At 37.3% G+C, this 18,829-nt stretch carries 17 protein-coding genes; 1 reads left to right on the top strand and 16 read right to left on the bottom strand.

What is annotated here, in order from left to right; translation table 11 throughout:
- Nucleotides 1–2 precede the first annotated feature (2 nt).
- The 10 genes from smc to B5P42_RS25315 all read right to left on the bottom strand — a co-directional run bounded on the left by smc (nucleotide 3) and on the right by B5P42_RS25315 (nucleotide 12,724).
- Nucleotides 3–3,572 (bottom strand): chromosome segregation protein SMC, encoded by a 3,570-nt coding sequence (smc, locus tag B5P42_RS25360; RefSeq protein ID WP_113735508.1) that lies wholly within the window; start codon nucleotides 3,570–3,572, stop codon nucleotides 3–5.
- A 148-nt stretch (nucleotides 3,573–3,720) separates the two neighbouring features.
- Entirely contained in the window at nucleotides 3,721–4,458 is a 738-nt protein-coding gene (rncS, locus tag B5P42_RS25355) for a ribonuclease III (RefSeq protein WP_002033792.1), read from the bottom strand.
- Between the two features lie 58 nt (nucleotides 4,459–4,516).
- Nucleotides 4,517–4,750 (bottom strand): acyl carrier protein, encoded by a 234-nt coding sequence (acpP, locus tag B5P42_RS25350; RefSeq protein ID WP_002014515.1) that lies wholly within the window; start codon nucleotides 4,748–4,750, stop codon nucleotides 4,517–4,519.
- Between the two features lie 69 nt (nucleotides 4,751–4,819).
- Complete coding sequence (gene fabG / locus B5P42_RS25345) at nucleotides 4,820–5,560, bottom strand: 3-oxoacyl-[acyl-carrier-protein] reductase (RefSeq protein ID WP_113735507.1); 741 nt, start codon at nucleotides 5,558–5,560, stop codon at nucleotides 4,820–4,822.
- Nucleotides 5,560–6,504 carry an ACP S-malonyltransferase gene (gene fabD, locus B5P42_RS25340; protein WP_002128825.1) on the bottom strand — a complete coding sequence of 315 codons (945 nt, stop codon included), beginning with the start codon at nucleotides 6,502–6,504 and terminating at the stop codon, nucleotides 5,560–5,562. The genes fabG and fabD overlap by 1 nt, the downstream gene beginning before the upstream one ends.
- A gap of 14 nt (nucleotides 6,505–6,518) precedes the next feature.
- The gene (plsX, locus tag B5P42_RS25335; RefSeq protein WP_113735506.1) at nucleotides 6,519–7,511 is read right to left on the bottom strand and encodes a phosphate acyltransferase PlsX; all 993 of its coding nucleotides are present in this window, start codon (nucleotides 7,509–7,511) and stop codon (nucleotides 6,519–6,521) included.
- The gene (fapR, locus tag B5P42_RS25330; RefSeq protein WP_000747354.1) at nucleotides 7,508–8,101 is read right to left on the bottom strand and encodes a transcription factor FapR; all 594 of its coding nucleotides are present in this window, start codon (nucleotides 8,099–8,101) and stop codon (nucleotides 7,508–7,510) included. Before fapR ends, plsX begins: the two co-directional genes overlap by 4 nt.
- 88 nt (nucleotides 8,102–8,189) lie before the next feature.
- Nucleotides 8,190–10,238 carry an ATP-dependent DNA helicase RecG gene (gene recG, locus B5P42_RS25325; RefSeq protein ID WP_113735505.1) on the bottom strand — a complete coding sequence of 683 codons (2,049 nt, stop codon included), beginning with the start codon at nucleotides 10,236–10,238 and terminating at the stop codon, nucleotides 8,190–8,192.
- Between the two features lie 424 nt (nucleotides 10,239–10,662).
- Complete coding sequence (locus B5P42_RS25320) at nucleotides 10,663–12,339, bottom strand: DAK2 domain-containing protein (RefSeq protein ID WP_113735504.1); 1,677 nt, start codon at nucleotides 12,337–12,339, stop codon at nucleotides 10,663–10,665.
- 22 nt (nucleotides 12,340–12,361) lie between these two features.
- Nucleotides 12,362–12,724, bottom strand: a complete 363-nt coding sequence (locus B5P42_RS25315; RefSeq protein WP_002014507.1) for an Asp23/Gls24 family envelope stress response protein — start codon at nucleotides 12,722–12,724, stop codon at nucleotides 12,362–12,364.
- A 378-nt stretch (nucleotides 12,725–13,102) separates the two neighbouring features.
- Between B5P42_RS25315 and rpmB the strand changes: the two genes are divergently transcribed.
- Entirely contained in the window at nucleotides 13,103–13,291 is a 189-nt protein-coding gene (gene rpmB, locus B5P42_RS25310; RefSeq protein ID WP_000124776.1) for a 50S ribosomal protein L28, read from the top strand.
- 73 nt (nucleotides 13,292–13,364) lie between these two features.
- Here the strand turns inward: rpmB and spoVM are convergent, their stop codons facing one another.
- From spoVM to B5P42_RS25280, 6 genes are all read right to left on the bottom strand, one after another.
- Nucleotides 13,365–13,445: a stage V sporulation protein SpoVM gene (spoVM, locus tag B5P42_RS25305; RefSeq protein ID WP_001213599.1), complete on the bottom strand. Its 81-nt coding sequence runs from the start codon at nucleotides 13,443–13,445 to the stop codon at nucleotides 13,365–13,367.
- Nucleotides 13,446–13,511: 66 nt separating this feature from the next.
- Entirely contained in the window at nucleotides 13,512–14,192 is a 681-nt protein-coding gene (locus B5P42_RS25300; protein WP_113735503.1) for a thiamine diphosphokinase, read from the bottom strand.
- 100 nt (nucleotides 14,193–14,292) lie between these two features.
- Nucleotides 14,293–14,937, bottom strand: a complete 645-nt coding sequence (gene rpe, locus B5P42_RS25295) for a ribulose-phosphate 3-epimerase (protein ID WP_002014505.1) — start codon at nucleotides 14,935–14,937, stop codon at nucleotides 14,293–14,295.
- Nucleotides 14,938–14,939: 2 nt separating this feature from the next.
- Nucleotides 14,940–15,821 carry a ribosome small subunit-dependent GTPase A gene (rsgA, locus tag B5P42_RS25290; protein ID WP_002014503.1) on the bottom strand — a complete coding sequence of 294 codons (882 nt, stop codon included), beginning with the start codon at nucleotides 15,819–15,821 and terminating at the stop codon, nucleotides 14,940–14,942.
- Nucleotides 15,822–16,091: 270 nt separating this feature from the next.
- A complete protein-coding gene (pknB, locus tag B5P42_RS25285) occupies nucleotides 16,092–18,065 on the bottom strand; it encodes a Stk1 family PASTA domain-containing Ser/Thr kinase (RefSeq protein WP_113735502.1) in 1,974 nt (657 codons plus the stop codon).
- Nucleotides 18,066–18,073: 8 nt separating this feature from the next.
- Nucleotides 18,074–18,826 (bottom strand): Stp1/IreP family PP2C-type Ser/Thr phosphatase, encoded by a 753-nt coding sequence (locus tag B5P42_RS25280; protein WP_002066780.1) that lies wholly within the window; start codon nucleotides 18,824–18,826, stop codon nucleotides 18,074–18,076.
- Nucleotides 18,827–18,829 lie beyond the last annotated feature (3 nt).

Here is an 18,829-nt window from a genome sequence, read left to right as displayed (position 1 = left end):
TCCTATCTACTTGCAACAAGTTCTTCGCCATCATCTAAACGAACAGAAACAAGCTTCGACACCCCTGATTCTTGCATTGTTACACCGTACAATACATCAGACTCTTCCATTGTACCTTTTCGGTGTGTAATTACAATAAACTGCGTTTCATCACTAAATTTCTTTAAATACTGCGCAAAACGAGCAACGTTTGCCTCATCAAGAGCTGCTTCCACTTCATCTAGAACACAGAATGGAACTGGGCGTACTTTTAAAATACCAAATAAGAGCGCAATTGCCGTTAAAGCACGCTCTCCCCCTGAAAGTAAACCTAAATTTTGTAGTTTCTTCCCTGGTGGTTGCGCTACAATATCAATACCCGTATTTAGTAAATCTTCTGGGTTCGTCATTACTAAATCCGCTCTTCCACCTCCGAATAATTCAGAGAATACAGATTGAAACTCTGTTCGAATCCCTTCGAATGTAGTAGAAAAGCGTTTTTTCATCTCTTCATCCATTTCCGTAATAAGTTGATGCAATGTCGATTTCGCTTGTTCTAGGTCATCTCTTTGCTCTAATAAGAATGTATGGCGCTCTGCTACACGTTCATACTCATCAATTGCCCCTAAATTTACTGCGCCTAACTCTTCAATGGATAGTTTAATTAGTTTCACCTTTTTACGTGCATCTTCTGCAGGCATCATCATTGTATACTTAAGTTTTGCTGCTTCAAATGAAATAGTATATGTTTCACGTAAATGTTGCAATCTATTTTCCAGCTCTACATCAAGTCGGTTAATTTTCACTTCTTGATCTTTCAGCATCTCAAGAATATATTTATGTTTACCTATTGTTTCTTTCACACCGCGCTCTAAATGCTCGACTCTTTCTTGCAATGATACGCGTTGTTCACGACGAGAACGAATTAACTCCGAAGTTTGATTACGATCATACGCTTTCTTCTCAATCATATTCGTAATTTGTTCTTCGCCACTTGAATTAGATGTCATCTCTTGCTTTAAGAACGCTAAATCTTCTTTCGTTTTTACAAGCGTCGCATCAGTCTCTTCTTTTTCCTTCGTCAATCGTTCGACTTTTTCTTTTTGATTAGACAAACGTTGTTGTTGTTCAGCAGCTTGTACTTTTAGCTCCGTCATTTCCTTCTGAACTTTTTCTTTTGAAGAATATTGTTCACTTTTTTGTTTCGTTAAAACGACGATTTTGCTATCTAATTCCCCAATCTCAGCTTGAAGAGTCGCTAAAATCTTTTCTAACTCTTCTTTGCGCCCTTGCATTTTTACTTGATCTTGTAAAAATCCTTCAATCTCTAAATCGTAAATCGATAAACGATCATTAATACGATGTTCATCTAATTCTAAACGATTAATTTCTTCTCTTAGCTTCTGTTCATCTACACGTTCGGTCTCTACACCTTGGCGTAGCTCTCGTATTTGTACTTCTTTTTCTTGAATCTCTTGCTTTACTGCTTTAACAAAGTTTTCTAGCTTCGTTGTTTTTTCTTCCATGTCAGTTAGTTTTTTAGTCCACTCTTCAAGTTCACGTTGACGTCCCAATAAAGAGGATTTCGCCTGTTTTACAGCTCCACCCGTCATAGAACCACCCGGGTTCACTACGTCACCTTCGAGTGTTACAATACGATAGCGGTATTGCAGTTGTTTCGCTAACTCATTTGCTCCGCGTAAATCTTTCGCAACAACAACTGTACCTAATAAACTTGAAACTACATTCTCATATTTATTATTGTACTGCACAAGTTCTGCCGCTACACCGACAAACGATGGATGCTGATTCACAATGCGTAATTGATCAAATGATAGCGATCGGCTTTTAATAACAGCTTGAGGTAAAAACGTTGCACGGCCATGTTTATTTTGCTTTAAAAATGCAATTGCATTACGAGCATGCTCTTCTGTTTGTACTACGATATGTTGCATCGCTGCCCCAAGGGCGATTTCCATTGCGATTTCATATTCTTTCGGCACAGTCAGAAGTTCTGCAACAGCTCCCTCAATACCTTGTAGTCTATTTTCTCTAGCCTTTAATACTTCACGTACCCCTTGATAGAAGCCAGAGTAGTCCTCTTGCATCTCTTCTAACATTTCTTTCCGAGAGCGCGCCTGTTGCACAAATTGATACGCTTGATACAGTTTCGTTTCATTTTCACTATACTGTGACTTACATTTCCCAAGTGCCGTTTCTGTCTTCTGTATGTTAGAAATAATGCCAGCTATTTTCTCTCTCGCTTGCTCATAACTGTCTACAAGTTTCGCCTTTTTCGCTGTAATTTCCACACGCATCTGTACATACTTTTCATTTTCTTCATCAAGTCGTTCGTTTTTAGAGTTTTGCTGTTTTGATTGTTCTTCAATCATAGATAATTCATTACGAAGACTTGCTTGTTGATTTAAAAGTTCAATATAGTCACCTTTTAAATTCTCAATTTGTTCCTCTAAATTCTCAGCAAAAGTCGCAAGTAATTGCTCGTTATCATGCAATTTCTTCTCCAATTCTTTTACTTGATTCACAAATTGCATTAAAGCTTCTGTACTTGTTTCAATTTCGCCATCATAACTTGTAGTTTTCTCTGTTAACTCAACAATTAGCTTTTCAAGCTGCGCACAATGTGTCGTTGCATTTTGCTTTCTTTCCTTTAACAGCTCGCGTTGCCCTTCTAGTTTTTCTAGTTCTTTACTAGACAGAAGTAGAACTTCTTGTAAGGAATTTACAGATTCATCAACGGCTTGTAATTGCCCGCGTAATTCCTCAAGCTCTTCTTCACTTTTTTGTAAGTTCGCCGACATTTTAGCTTCTTCATCTTTATTATGCCCAAATTGATTTCGAAGCGCTTCCCACTTTTCATGTAATTCTTCAATTTCATGTACAATAAGCGCAGCTTCTACTTTCTCTAATTCTTCTTTTTTCTCAAGATAATCTTTCGCAATAGAAGCTTGTCTTTCTAGTGGTTCTACTTGACTACTTAATTCGTGAATAATATCTTGTACACGATTTAAGTTTTCTTGTGTTTCCGCCAATTTCCCTTCAGCTTTCTTTTTACGAAGTTTATATTTCAGCACACCCGCAGCTTCTTCAAATACACCACGACGTTCTTCTGATTTACTACTCAAAATCTCTTCGACTTTCCCCTGGCTAATAATCGAAAAAGCTTCTCTTCCCATACCAGAGTCCATAAATAAATCAATAATATCTTTTAATCTACAAGATTGTTTATTAATATAAAAATCACTATCACCCGAACGAGATACACGACGCGTTACACACACCTCGTTATACTCAATCGGTAAGCGTTGGTCTTCATTATTTAAAGTTAATGTAACTTCAGCAACATTAACCGCTCTTCTCGTATCACTGCCGGCAAAAATAATATCCTCCATCTTTGCACCGCGTAATGACTTTGCAGATTGTTCACCAAGTACCCAGCGAATTGCATCAGTAATATTACTTTTCCCGCTCCCGTTAGGTCCTACTACAGAAGTTACACCTGGAACAAAATCGACAGATACACGCTCAGCAAAAGACTTAAATCCTGCTATTTCTAATCTTTTTAAAAACACGAAAGGCCTTCCTCCTATTCTCCGTTGTTGTAAACGTTGTCTGTACGAAAACAAACTACTATACGGATTTCCCACTCCTTTTATTTATAAATAAAAGGAAAGTTTCATTCTATGCATAAGGAATCCCCCTCATTCAAAGGGGGATTCCTTATGATTGTTCTTTTAATTTTTTCAATGCTTCTGCAGCAGCTTGTTGCTCTGCCTCTTTTTTTGACTTACCACTTCCAAGACCTAATGCCTCATTATTTAAAGTTACACGGGACACAAATTCTCGGTTGTGGGCCGGTCCTTTTTCTTGCAAAATTTGATACTCAACATTGCCACTACCATCACGCTGAATCAATTCTTGCAATTGACTCTTATAATCCATCACATGAGAAAAAGCACCTTCATTAATTTTTGGATATACAACTTCTTTTAAGTATCCCCAAACTGTTTCTAGCCCTTGATCAAGATAAAGGGCACCAATAAACGCTTCAAAGACATCCGCTAATAAAGCTGGTCGTTCACGTCCACCCGTCATTTCCTCACCTTTCCCTAATAAAACAAGGCTACCAAATGACATTTCGTTTGCAAAACGAACAAGAGATGGCTCACATACAATAGCTGCACGTAGTTTTGTTAACTCTCCTTCGCTCATTGTCGGATATTTTTGAAACAGATACTGTGATACAGTGAGTTCCAATACAGCATCGCCAAGAAACTCAAGACGCTCATTGTCCTCATGCGGTTTTTTTCGATGCTCATTCACATACGATGAATGCGTAAACGCTTGAATCAATAATTTTTCATCTGTAAACGTAATACCTATCTCTTCTTGAAATACTTTAAAAGCTTCACGATATTTTGCTTCGTATTTTTTTTCTCTATGTTTTCGGTACGGCATAGGTCCCTCCAGATATAAGCCGAGAAGCCCCGTTAAAAAACGGGACTTCACTTAAGCATTATAGATGACTCTCTATGTAAGTCACAGCATCGCCAACAGTAGCAATCTTTTCAGCATCTTCATCAGAAATTTCCATTTCGAATTCATCTTCTAATTGCATTACAAGTTCTACTACATCTAGGGAGTCTGCGCCTAAATCTTCTTTGAAGCTTGCAGCTGGTACTACTTCAGTTTCTTCTACTCCTAAACGATCAACGACAATTTTGGTTACACGCTCTAAAACATCTGCCATTCTGTTCACCTCCCCTCAAATATTATATAAAATATTGTCCAAAAAAACTAGGTGAAATCGATTCTTTTATTACATTACCATACCGCCATCAACATTTAACGTTTGACCTGTAACATATTTACTTTTATCAGAAGCAAAAAACGTTACAGTATTTGCGATATCTTGTGCTTCTCCAAACTGAGCTGCAGGAATTAATTTTAACATTTCGGCTTTTATATTTTCATCTAATACATCCGTCATATCAGTCGCAATAAACCCTGGAGCAATTGCATTTACAGTAATATTTCGGCTCGCTAATTCTTTTGCTGATGTTTTTGTTAATCCAATTACACCAGCTTTAGCGGCAACATAATTTGCTTGTCCTGGGTTTCCTGTTACACCAACAACAGAAGCGATATTAATAATACGTCCATGACGTTGACGCATCATATAGCGCGATACTGCTTTCGTACATAAGAAAACACCTTTTAAGTTTGTATTAATAACTGTATCCCATTCTTCTTCTTTCATACGCATTAATAAATTATCTTTTGTTACACCAGCGTTATTTACAAGAATATCAACTTGTCCAAACGTATCTACAGTTTGTTTCACCATTGCAGTAACATCATCAGCATTTGCAACATCTGCTCTTACTGCAATGGCATCTGAACCTAATTTCTTTATTTCATCAACTACTTCATTCGCCTTTTGCTCATTACCAGCATAATTCACTACAACATTTGCCCCTTGTTTCGCTAAATCAATAGCAATCGCACGACCAATCCCACGTGAAGCACCAGTTACTAATGCTACTTTCCCTTTTAACATCAGCTTTCTCCTCTCAAATTTGAAATGGTATCTTTTAATGTCTCTTCATCATATACCGCATATGCTTTCACTGAAGAATCAATCGACTTCATAAGACCAGCAAGTACTTTTCCAGGTCCGATTTCAATAAATGTATCTACCCCTTGATTCACCATATACTCAATAGATGGGTACCATAATACAGGCGAATAGAGCTGTTCAATTAGCTTTGCTTGAATATCTGTACCACGCGTAATAACATCTGCCGTAACATTTGCAATAACAGGAATATTCGTGTCTTGAATTGTAATTTCATTTAAAACACTTTGGAATTTCTCAGCAGCTGGTTTCATAAGCGAGGAATGAAACGGTCCACTTACTTTGAGCGGAATTGCTCTTTTAGCACCATTTTCTTTCGCTCTTTGAGAAGCAAGTTCTACTCCTTGCTTTGTTCCAGAAATAACAATTTGCTTCGTACTATTCATATTAGCAATTTGTACTGCATATCCTTCACTTGTTACTTCTTCTGTAACTCGTTTCAGCATATCCGGATCCGCACCTAAAATAGCTGCCATTGCACCTTCCCCGCCTGGAACAGCTTCTTCCATATATTCCCCGCGTTTCCTTACAGCATATACAGCGTCTTCGAATGTTAATGCACCAGCAGCTACAAGAGCGCTATATTCACCTAAACTATGTCCTGCGACAAAATCAGGTGTAATATCATACTCCTTCAAAGCTGTTAAAATTGCAAAGCTCGTTGTTAATAGTGCCGGCTGCGCATTTGTCGTTAATGTTAACTTTTCTTGCGGTCCTTCAAAAATCACTTCTGAAAGAGAATCATGCAAAACCTCATCCGCTTTTGCAAACACTTTCGCAACCTCTTTATTATTCTCCGCTAACTGTCTACCCATTCCAACTGCCTGTGAACCTTGGCCCGGAAAAAGAAATGCTATTTTTCCCATTTCAAATCCTCCTCTTATTGAAGCGGCTCCTTCTCCATTACACTTGAAATTGTAGGAATTACTTCTTTCGCTACCATTTCTCTCGTTTGACGAATCGCACTAAATATCGATTGGTCATTAGAAGAACCGTGAGCCTTAATGACAGGAGCTTTCAATCCAAACAACGCCGCTCCCCCATACTCCGAATAATCCATTTTATCTTTCAATACCATAAGTTTTGGTTTTAATACCGCTGCTGCTAATTTGCTCGTAAACGAACTCATTAATTGTTCTTTTAACATAGAGAATAACGCAAGTGCTGTTCCTTCTAATGATTTTAGCGCTACATTACCCGTAAAACCATCACATACAACAACGTCTGCTACACCTTGCAATAAATCTCTTGCTTCAACGTTTCCAACGAAATTAATTGGTGCATCCTTGAGCATAGCAAAGACTTGTTTTGAAAGCTCGTTTCCTTTACCATCCTCTGTTCCAACGTTTAAAAGTCCAACGCGTGGATTTTTAATTCCTCTTACCTTCTCTGCGTAAACAGAGCCCATTACTGCATATTGATATAAATGAATTGGTTTTGCATCAACATTGGCTCCAACATCTAACATAACAAAACCTTCTCCATCAACAGTTGGCATTGTAGGTGATAAAGCTGGTCGTTCAATTCCTTCCATACGACCAACAACAAACAATCCAGCTGCCATCAAAGCTCCTGTACTACCTGCTGATATACAAGCATCCGCTACGCCGTCTTTTACTTGCTGCGCCGCTAGTACCATTGAAGCTTGTTTTTTTCGACGAACCGCTCTTACTGGTTCGTCTGTCGATTCAATTTTTTCGTCCGTATGAAGTATAGTAATTCGCTCTTCACTCGTTAAATATTGACGAATTCCCTCTTCTTTCCCTACTAACGTAATATGTAAATCTGAGTATTCCTTAATAGCTTTCATTGCTCCTAATACTACAGCCTTTGGTGCATGATCGCCGCCCATTGCATCTATTGCGATTTTCATAAGTTGTTACCTTCCTCACTATAATTACTAGATCGATACATTTCAAAAGTGCCTGTAAAGACAAGTTCTTCTCCAACAAAACTACGCACTTTGACAACCGTCCGTCCTTTATCATTCTCTACATCTTCAACACGTACTTTTGCAACAACACGCTCTCCTAATTTTACAGGACGAATATATCGAATGGTGGACTTTGCAGTTAAAGCTAATTCTTCATCAATAACCGCAACAGCTAGTGAGTTTGCTTGTGCAAACAAATGATGCCCACGAGCAATTTGATTTCTTTTAAATACATGCTCTACCTTTACTTCAAAGATAGAAATCGCATGTCTATCTAATTCTATATCAATAATTTCTCCGACAACCTCTTCTAACGGTAAAGATTTCACATCTTCTTCATGTTGTTTTGTAGCCACATGCTTAATTCGTTCTCTTAATTCAGGAATAGATAATTCCATACGATCAAGACGAACAGTTTGTATGCTCACTTGAAATTTTTCCGCTAAATCTTCATCCGTTATAAAAGGATTCGTTTCTATTGTTTGTTGTAATAATTCTTGTCTTTCTTTTTTACTTCTTCTTTTTTTCATACCGCACCATCCATTTTTATGACTAGGTACTAAAAGTAGTATATAATCATTAAAAGTAGAATGCAACAAAAACTTTTGCAGACTACTTTTAATCGAGCTTCTCTCCCTGGAACACACCTGTCCCATCAAGATAAGTACGCAGCGAAGCATACTGATCATTATGCCAAAACGCTTCTGAATCAACTAGTATCGCTGCATCTTGTCTTGCTGTTTCTAACGCCCGATAATCATGTACCATATCAGCAACCTTAAATTCTGGTAGACCACTTTGCTTACTTCCAAAGAAATCCCCAGGACCTCGTAACTCTAAATCTTTTTCTGACAATACAAATCCATCATTTGTTTCAGTCATAATGCGCATTCTTTCTTTTCCCGTTTCTGATTTCGGGTCCGCAATTAATAAACAATATGATTGTTCACTACCACGCCCAACACGCCCCCTCAGCTGATGGAGCTGTGATAAACCGAAACGTTCCGCGTCATAAATAACCATAACAGTCGCATTTGGTACATTCACGCCTACTTCAACAACTGTTGTCGACACAAGAATTTGCACTTTACTTTCACTAAACTGTCCCATTATCTCTTCTTTTTCTTGAGATGATAGTCTCCCATGCATTAATCCAACTTGGCATTTCCCTTGATAATGATGAGTCAGCATACTATGTAAGTCGATAGCATTTTGTACATCAAGCTTCTCAGACTCTTCAATAAGAGGGCAAATAACATATGCCTGTCTTCCTTTTTTTATCTCTTTCTCCACAAAACCGAGGACACGATCTAACATATCATGTTTTGCCCAGTACGTTTCGATTACCTTTCTACCAGCTGGCATTTCGTCGATAATAGAAACGTCCATCTCTCCAAATGCGGTGATAGCTAACGTACGCGGGATTGGGGTCGCCGTCATAAACAATACATCTGGACTTTCACCTTTCTCACGTAAAACCCGGCGCTGCGCCACACCAAATCGATGCTGTTCATCGGTAATAACGAGACCTAACCTATGAAATATAACTTCGTCTTGAATTAAAGCGTGCGTTCCAACAAGGATGTCTACTTCTCCCTGTTCTAATCTCGACAAAATTTCTCGACGTCTCGCACCTTTAACAGAACTTGTTAGCAATTCAACCTTCATACCGAAATGTGAAAACGTCTCCGCGAGCGACTGATAATGTTGCTCGGCTAAAATTTCTGTAGGAACCATCAAAGCACCTTGATAATGAGCCAATTTCGCCGCATAAAGAGCAATCGCAGCAACAACTGTTTTCCCAGAACCTACATCCCCTTGCAATAATCGATTCATTCGGTACGGAGATATCATATCTTTCATTATTTCATCTACAACCCGGCGTTGTGCGCCAGTTAATGGAAACGGAAGCGCATCAGTAAACTCTTGCAATTCTACTAATGAAATTTCCTTTTTCGTCCCTTTCGAGTTTTCCCTTTCCATTTTCCGTAATGTTTGCATTTTCAACTGAAACAAGAAAAACTCCTCATATACAAAACGGCGACGCGCTTGCTTTAAGTCTTCCTGTCCCACTGGAAAATGTAACCCTCTGAGCGCTTCATAGCGTGATAATAATTTATATCGACTTAACAAACCATCTGGTAACACTTCGACTATAGAATCTCCATACTCCTTAAATGCTTGTGCAACAAACCGGCGCATCTGTTTTACTGTCAGTTTTCCTTTCACTGAATATACAGGTTCTACTTCTTGTTGTCGTACAACCGGTCCAAAATTCAGTTCTGATACAGCAATTGTTTGGCGATGCTGATCCCATTTACCAGTAATCGTTACCGTTTCATCTAAATTTAACTTTTGTTTATAGTATGGTCTATTAAAACATACAGCTGTAATTAAATAACGACCGACGAGAACACGAACTGTAAGACGTGACTTCTTCTTCCCATAATATTGCAGTAAAGGAGCACTATGAATTTTCCCCTCAACCGTTACACGCTCGTCATGCTTTACTTCAGCAAGATCTTTCATCGCATAGTCTTCATAGCGGTACGGAAAATGTTCTAATAGATGAGAAACTGTATAAATTCCCATCTCGTGTAACAACTCAGATGTTTCTCCTCCGATTCCCTTTACATCCGTAACAGGAACTTGTACAACTTCATTCAAGATTCTCACGCTCCGTCACATTATTTTCTTTGATTCATTCTATTGATTATCCATTATTATCATTGACACCTGTAATCGCTCTCTTTCACCTTATATATTCTATCATAGGCATTCTAAGAGAAACTACTCTAATCCCTCTGTATAAAGTGAAACTATAATCAGTGGGCGTTTACGGACAGTTAATCTCCCACTTAACTTCTTTGCTCCAGGCGAATATAGGGAGTCGAAGTTTTACTGCCCACAAATAGCGGGATAAAACAAAGTTGTACAATACGTAAGAAAAGAGCCTCACTATTAGCAGCAAGGCTCTTTTCTATCATCAATATGCTAGCCTTTTGAATAAAAACTAGTAATAAACTTCATATCACTATTTCTTATCCATTAGCAAGTAAGTAACCCATTTATTTTCAAATTGAATCTTTTCTTATTCTACAGAGAAGATGAAAGAATACACCGGTTGGTTCCCTGCATGTACTTCTACTTCTGCATCTTCAAAGTTCTCTTCTACAAACGCAACTAATTTAGCCACTTCTTCATCTGTTGCATCTTCACCTTGTAGAATCGTTACGATTTCAGAATCCTCATCAATTAGCGCTTCTAGTAATTGCTTTGCAGCTCCTACTTTCTCAGCATTTGTAGATACAATTTTCCCATCTGCAATACACATGAAATCATCTTTTTGAATCGCTACACCGTCAATTTCCGTATCACGAACAGCATACGTAATCTGACCTGTTTTCACATGAGCTAAAGCTTCTTTCATGTTTTCTTCATTCTCTTCTAGCGTTCCAACTGGATTAAATGCTAACATTGCAGCCATACCTTGAGGAACTGTTTTTGAACGAATAACAATAACTTCTTGTTCTACAACTGACGCTGCTTGTTCTGCTGCCATCACGATATTCCCGTTATTTGGTAAGATGATGATTTTTTCAGCATTCGCCTCTTCAATCGCCTTCACAATATCCTCCGTACTCGGATTCATCGTTTGGCCACCTTCGATAACTTTCGTTGCACCAATGCTCTCAAATAGAGTTTTAATACCCGATCCCATAGCTACAGTTACAATACCATACGGTTGTTTCTCTATTGGCTGATTCGTTTGTTCAGGTACCATGGTAGGTTCATCTAATAAAGCAGTATGCTGTTCACGCATATTTTCTACTTTGATCTTAATTAGACTACCGTAACGTTGTCCATAGTTCATAGGATCTCCAGGATGTTCCGCATGAATATGAACCTTTACAACCTCATCATCCGATACAACAAGTAGTGAATCTCCGTACACACTAATATCTTCACGGAATTTTTGTTCAGAGAAATTATGTTCCTTCATTTTTCCAGGCTCTAATTTCACCATGAACTCCGTACAATATCCATACTTAATATCTTCTGTACTCAATTGGCTTTGTACACTACGGTGATGTTCTGCACGTACCATGTCATTCATAGATGGTTGGGCAGGCATATTAGAAGAAATCATTTCTCCTTTTAAGTCAGCTAAAAATCCTTCATATACAACAACAAGACCTTTACCACCGCTATCTACAACGCCAACTTGTTTTAATACAGGTAATAAATCTGGCGTACGATTTAACGATGCGTTTGCTTCTTTTACAACGTCTTCCATAAACAAAACAAAGTCGCGCTGTTTTTTCGCAACTGTCACTGCATATTTACCCGTTTCTCTTGCAACCGTTAAAATCGTTCCTTCAATTGGTTTCATAACCGCTTTGTAAGCTGCCTCTACTCCAGCTTCTAAAGCTGCAGCAAAATCAACTGTCGTTAATTCTTCTTTTTGTTCAATGGATTTAGAGAAACCACGGAATAACTGAGATAAAATAACCCCAGAGTTACCACGAGCTCCCATTAATAATCCTTTGGCTAAACTTACACCGACTTTACCAGCATGCTGCGAAGGATTTGCTTTCACTTCACGTGCGCCTGAAGTCATTGATAAGTTCATGTTTGTACCGGTATCGCCATCTGGAACTGGGAATACGTTTAATGCATCAACAAGCTGAACATTATTTGTTAAATTATTGGCTCCTTGAATGATCATTTGTGATAAACGTTTTCCATCAATTTTTTGAATTGACACAGATTTTCCTCCTTAATGCACATTACAAGTTTATTACTTTAACTCCTTGTACGTAGATGTTTACAGAATCTACTGCTAGTCCTACAGTTTGATCTAATGTATATTTCACTTTAGTCTGCACGTTATGTGCTACTTCTGAAATTTTCGTACCATAGCTCACAATAATATACATATCAATATGTACTTCATCTTCATTTTTACGAACAATAACGCCTCTAGTGAAGTTTTCTTTTCGTAAAATTTCTGTTAATCCATCTTTTAACTGATTTTTTGATGCCATACCTACGATACCGTAGCAATCTACTGCGGCACCTCCAGCAATTGTTGCAATTACATCTGTACTAATATCAATTTGACCGTACTTCGTTTTAATTTCAATTGACATCTCGTTTCCCCCTTCATAAATGGTGAAAGTGAGCTAGACTACTTTAGTTACTATCATATAATCTTTTTAAAGAAAATTCCATCGTTCTTTCTTTTTCACTCTCATATTTTATGTTTTAAATTACATTTTTTTATGATGAGCAAAATAGTCCATTGTTATTATACAACATGTACCACTATAATATGTCAAGCAATTTTTCTTGATTTCACCTTTTCTTCATTGACATATAGTGTCAAGTATTTTTTCTTGATTTCTTTTTCCTACGGTGTTGCATTCTCTTTTTAGTTGTGTTAAATTATAGTAGTGTTTTTAGCATCGCATAAAAGACTAATATTGAAAAATTACGTATGTTACGGTAGTTAAGGGAGGGAAATATAAATGGCTCGTGTTTGTGCTATCACTGGAAGAAAAGCTCGTTCTGGTAACTCTCGTTCTCACGCAATGAACGCTACAAAACGTAAATGGGGCGCTAACCTTCAAAAAGTTCGCGTACGCATCGACGGAAAAGTTCAACGTGTTTACGTTTCTGCTAGAGCATTAAAATCTGGCAAAATCGAACGTGTTTAATAATAAAAAAAAGAGCCGCTAGGCTCTTTTTTTATTATACCATTGGAAAAAGCACCGGTAATAGGTGCTTTTTTTAGTCTTTTTTGAAGGTATTTAACATCGCACGAACAATTCCACCAAGAAATTTAGGTAACTTAATTGTATAAAATCTCATGGTTTCCCTCCTAATCCCCATTACTCCACTTGTTCACTATATGATGCAAGGAGCAAAATTGTTTCTTCAATCAGTGCTTCTTATCATCATTAATATGCCAGAAGTGAATGAAAAAGTACCTTTTTCCTCAACGAGTTCATTACTAATACAAAGTGTCGATCCCCACTCTATTATTTTATTAGTAAGGGGATACTTAAAACCGTGAAGTGTAATACCTTCTACCCTTTCAGTAACTGGTACAAATGATACGTATGGAAAATGTTCGTTTCCTTCAATTATATACATACCAAACTTTTTCACCATTATTTCATTTTTATTGTCCACAATACACATTTCTATATTTACTTCTAATCCCTTTAAAAGCATCTGAATATTTGCTAAACCATGATCAAGTCTTCCACCAGTAGCACCAAAAATACGAATTAATTTTGGTTTCTGTTCTAAAGCCCAGCTAATTGCAATTTCTAAATCTGTTTGATCTTTTTCTCGCGGGACGATATGTAATTCATTTGTTTGCTGCCTCATCCATGCTAATTCCTCATCAGTAACTGAATCATAATCCCCAAACGCAACAACCGGAGTGATTCCTCTTTTCAACAAACGGTACACTCCTCTATCAACGGCCGCCCAAACTACTTCTTCATTTTCATACCGCGAAAAATCTGCGCAGTATTCTGCAGGTCCTCCCGCTAAAATATGAATAATCATTTTTCCTTCCCCTTCTATTGTAAAAAGGCAATCTGCCATTCGGTAGATTGCCTTTCTCCTTATTTGCCACTCTAACATGTATAAATAGTGAAGTCTTAATGAACTAGAAGCTTCACTAGGATAAAGGTTCGTTCATTCTTTATCCGCGAATTACACGAATTGCTTCACCGCGGTCTTTTTGATTGTATACTGCTGATCCCGCTACAAGAACATTCGCTCCTGCTTCAATACAAAGTCTTGCCGTTTCAGCGTTGACACCACCATCAACTTCAATTTCCACTTCTAGATTTCGCTCTTTAACCATTTCTGCAACTTGTTTGATTTTCGGTAATACAGAATGAATAAACTTCTGCCCGCCAAATCCAGGATTTACTGTCATAAGTAATACCATGTCTATATCTTCTAATACATGCTCAATCGTTGAAACTGGAGTATGCGGATTTAATACAACCCCTGCTTTAATGTCATGAGATTTAATTAACTGAATTGTACGATGTAAATGAGGACACGCTTCTACATGAACAGTAATAATATCCGCTCCCGCTTTTGCGAAAGTTGGGATATAGTTATCAGGATTTTCAATCATTAAATGTACATCTAACGGTAATGATGTAATCGGACGGATTGCTTCTACAATTAATGGTCCAATCGTAATATTTGGTACGAAATGCCCATCCATTACATCGACGTGAATGTAGTCAGCTCCGCCTTTTTCTACATCTTTAATCTCTTCCCCTAATCTTGAAAAATCTGCTGATAAAATCGATGGTGCAATTTTAATCATGACTAATACCTCGGCTTTCTCTCTCTAATTTCTTCTACGAATTGTTTGTAATTCTTATAACGATATTCGGTAATCTTTCCTTCTTCAACCGCAGCTTTCACCGCACATTTCGGTTCAGCAAGGTGTGTACACCCTCTAAATTTACAGTATTGGCTCGCTTCTTTCAACTCTGGAAAACAATATGTAAGATCTTCTACCTCTATATCTATGAAATCAAGCGAACTAAAACCAGGTGTATCCGCAACAAGTCCGCTTCCAACTGTAATTAATTCTACGTGTCTTGTCGTATGCTTTCCACGTCCTAAATGTGAAGAAATATCATTAGTTTTCAATTCTAAATCTGGACGTAATACGTTTAGCATTGAAGATTTCCCAACACCAGATTGGCCTGCAACGACGGAAATACAACCTTCTAAGAATGGTTTCAGAATATCAATACTTTCCGATGTATTTATAGAAGTAAACAACACATCATAACCCATTTCACGATAATCATTTGCATAAGATTCAACAGTTTCTCTCATTTTTTCATCTACTAAATCCATCTTACTAATACAAATAATTGGTTTAATGTTATGATATTCAATTAATACTAAAAATCGATCTAACAGTCCTGGATTAAAATCTGGTTCTACCGCAGAGAAAACAAGAATAGCTTGATCAACATTAGCAATAGGAGGTCTAACAAGTTCATTTTTCCGATCAAATACTTCTAACACATAACCTTCATTCGGATTATCCGCTTGAAAAACAACTTGGTCTCCTACAAGTGGCGTAATTTTATTCTTTCTAAATACACCACGCCCACGACATTGTGTAATCCCTTCCTCATTCTGCACATAATAAAACCCACTTAGAGCTTTTACAATTTTTCCTTCTGGCATATAATTCTCCTTTATTTTGTATAAAATGAAACTGCCATTAAATATGAATAGACTAGCGTTCTTTAAACAATTAGTTCAAAGCCCACCAAATATATATCCAGGTTCATATATTTAATCTACCATCAAATTTGAAATATTATTTACAACAGTATCACTTTTACAGCTTTTTGAATCATATATTTTTGCCTGTTATACAGTCCACGATGTAGACAGCATAACAGGCAAGAGTAATAAATTCCATCTTCTATATAAGGACGATGGAATTCACTATTATTGAGCTGGATATGGTACTTCCTTGTCCATAATCGTTACTCCATCTCGGACAATTTTATAGTGTCCCTTTGCACCTTCTTGAATTACAAATTCTAAAGAAATAATCGCTGACTCAGTAATTGTTCTCGTTTCAACTGGTTTATCCATTTTTTGCTGCATATCTTCTTTATAAATTTCTATTGTTTGCGGCTTTTTCTCACCTGTTACAGAAGCTTCATATGGGATAGAAATGTTATCCACTTTTACCGTTTTCGTCACTTTAGGCTTCGGACCATCGGAGATAACAATCGATACTTTATCTCCTTCTTTTAAAGGTGTCCCAGGCTTTGGTAACTGTGAAATAACAAGACCTTTATCAACCTTATCTGAATACTCTCTTTGTATATCAGAAACAAGCTTTCTTTCATTTAAATAACCTTTTACACTATTTTCAGTCCATCCTGAAAAATCACCTGGTCTTATTTGATAAGGTCCTTTACTTACCCAAATTTTCAGTTCTTGTTCTGTCTCTATAACCATTTGATCAGGCGTTGGTATTTGCTCTACAATTTCACCTTTCGGCTTATCATTTTCAATATAATTTATTGTAACTTGTTTATATTTTTCTTCTAACTCAGCTCTTATACTCTCGAAATCTTTTCCTGTCAAATCACGCATCTTACTTTTCTTTTTCCCACCTGATTGATAGATAGTAATTTTAGAGTTTTCTTTCACTACTCTTCCTGCTATAGGATCTGTTTTTATCACGTTTCCGGCTTCAACATCATCTGTATATACAAGATTAGGTTCAGTAACTTCAAAACCTTTTTCAACTAATGTATTTACAGCTGTCGTATATTTCATACCAGCCACATCAGGAACCTTCACATCTTTCGGAATAAAGAAGCCTGGAATAACAGTAAGTGCTAATGTTATCCCTATCGCTAAAAGTAAAAATGTTGTAATTAAAACTTTCAGCCATTTATTATTTCGCTTTTTCTTCTTACCTGATTTGGTCTCTTCTTTTCTTACTTGTTCATCCACTTTACTTCCTTTTAATACAATCGTTTCATCACTTACATTTTGAAATAGTTGTTCTTGTTGAATAATTGGAATCGCTTTCGTTGCTTCCATATCTTCTGGTATGTAAAATGGTTGTTCATTTATTCGTTCTGGGTATAGTGCTGTTTCAATATCTCGTTTCATCGCGTTAGCAGATTGATATCGATGGAACGGATCTTTCGCAGTTGCCTTTAATATGATATTTTCAACACTTTGTGGAATATTGTCATTCCATCTTTTTGGAGATGGCATTTCATTTTGTAAATGTTTTAACGCAATTGCAACAGCAGATTCACCAGAAAACGGTTGTCTTCCTGTTAACAATTCAAACATAACAATGCCAAGTGAATAAATATCTGATTGTTTATTCGCTATACCGCCGCGCGCTTGTTCTGGTGATAAATAATGCACCGAACCGAGCACCGAATTTGTATGTGTAATTGTTGCTGCACTTGTAGCTGTCGCAATTCCAAAGTCTGTTACTTTGACCACTCCGTCATCTCGAATCAAAATATTGTGCGGTTTAATATCACGATGTACAATCTCAAAATGATGGGCGTGTGCCATAGCGGACGTTAACTGCTCCATTATATCAAGAGCCTCTCCTATCGGTAACATCCCTCGATCAATTATGTATTGCTTCAATGTTCGTCCAGGTACATATTCCATTACAAGATAATATATATCATCCTCTTCCCCAACATCATACATATTCACAATATTTGGATGCGACAACGTTGTAACAGATTGCGCTTCTCGATGGAAACGTTTAATAAACTCTTCATTATTTGAATAGTCGAGTCTTAATATTTTTACCGCTACATCTCGGCCGAGTATATCATCATGAGCTAAATATACATTGGCCATTCCTCCACCGCCAATCATTTTCAGCAGCTTATAACGGTCATTTAAGCGTTTTCCAATCAGCACGTTGCACTTCACCTACTTTCGTTTGTCGAATCCGTATAATCAATAATAACGAGGGTAATATTATCTTCTCCACCACGATCATTTGCTAATTGAATGAGATGCTCTCCCTTCGCCTCGAGCTGTTCATTCAATTGTAAAATTTGTTGCATATCAGCAATAGAAACTTTGTTAGACAATCCATCCGAGCAAAGAAGTAATTGATCATCTTCTTCAAGCACCAATGTTTTAACATCTAATCCAACTGTTTCTTCATTTCCTAATGCTCTTAACAAAACATTCTTTTTCGGGTGATATTCTGCATCTTCCTTTGAAATTTCGCCATGTCTTACAAGTTCATTTACAAGCGAATGATCTTCCGTTACAAGCGTCATTTTCCCCTCTGATACCATATAACAACGACTATCTCCTATATGACCTATCGTCACAAAATTCGATGTACAAATGGCTATTATAAGCGTTGTTCCCATGCCATTACATTCTGCATGCTGCTGAGAGTAAGCATATATGCGCTCATTAATAATTCCAACGTTAGTATGTAACCACTTTTCTACCTTTTTAGGCTCATTCATATTATGCGTTTGCTTCCAATAATCATGGAATAATTGAATAGCCATCGAGCTAGCTACATCGCCAGCTCGATGACCTCCCATTCCATCTGCTACTACCGCTAAAATATTTCCATCTAAATTGCGAAAAACTCCTGCACTATCTTCATTATGTTGACGAACTTTTCCTTTATCCGATAGAAACACGGCTTTCATCTA

Origin of the sequence: Bacillus sp. SRB_331, from assembly GCF_003264175.1 — a bacterium.
GTDB lineage: Bacteria > Bacillota > Bacilli > Bacillales > Bacillaceae_G > Bacillus_A > Bacillus_A mycoides.
This window is presented reverse-complemented; position numbering and strand designations above follow the sequence as displayed.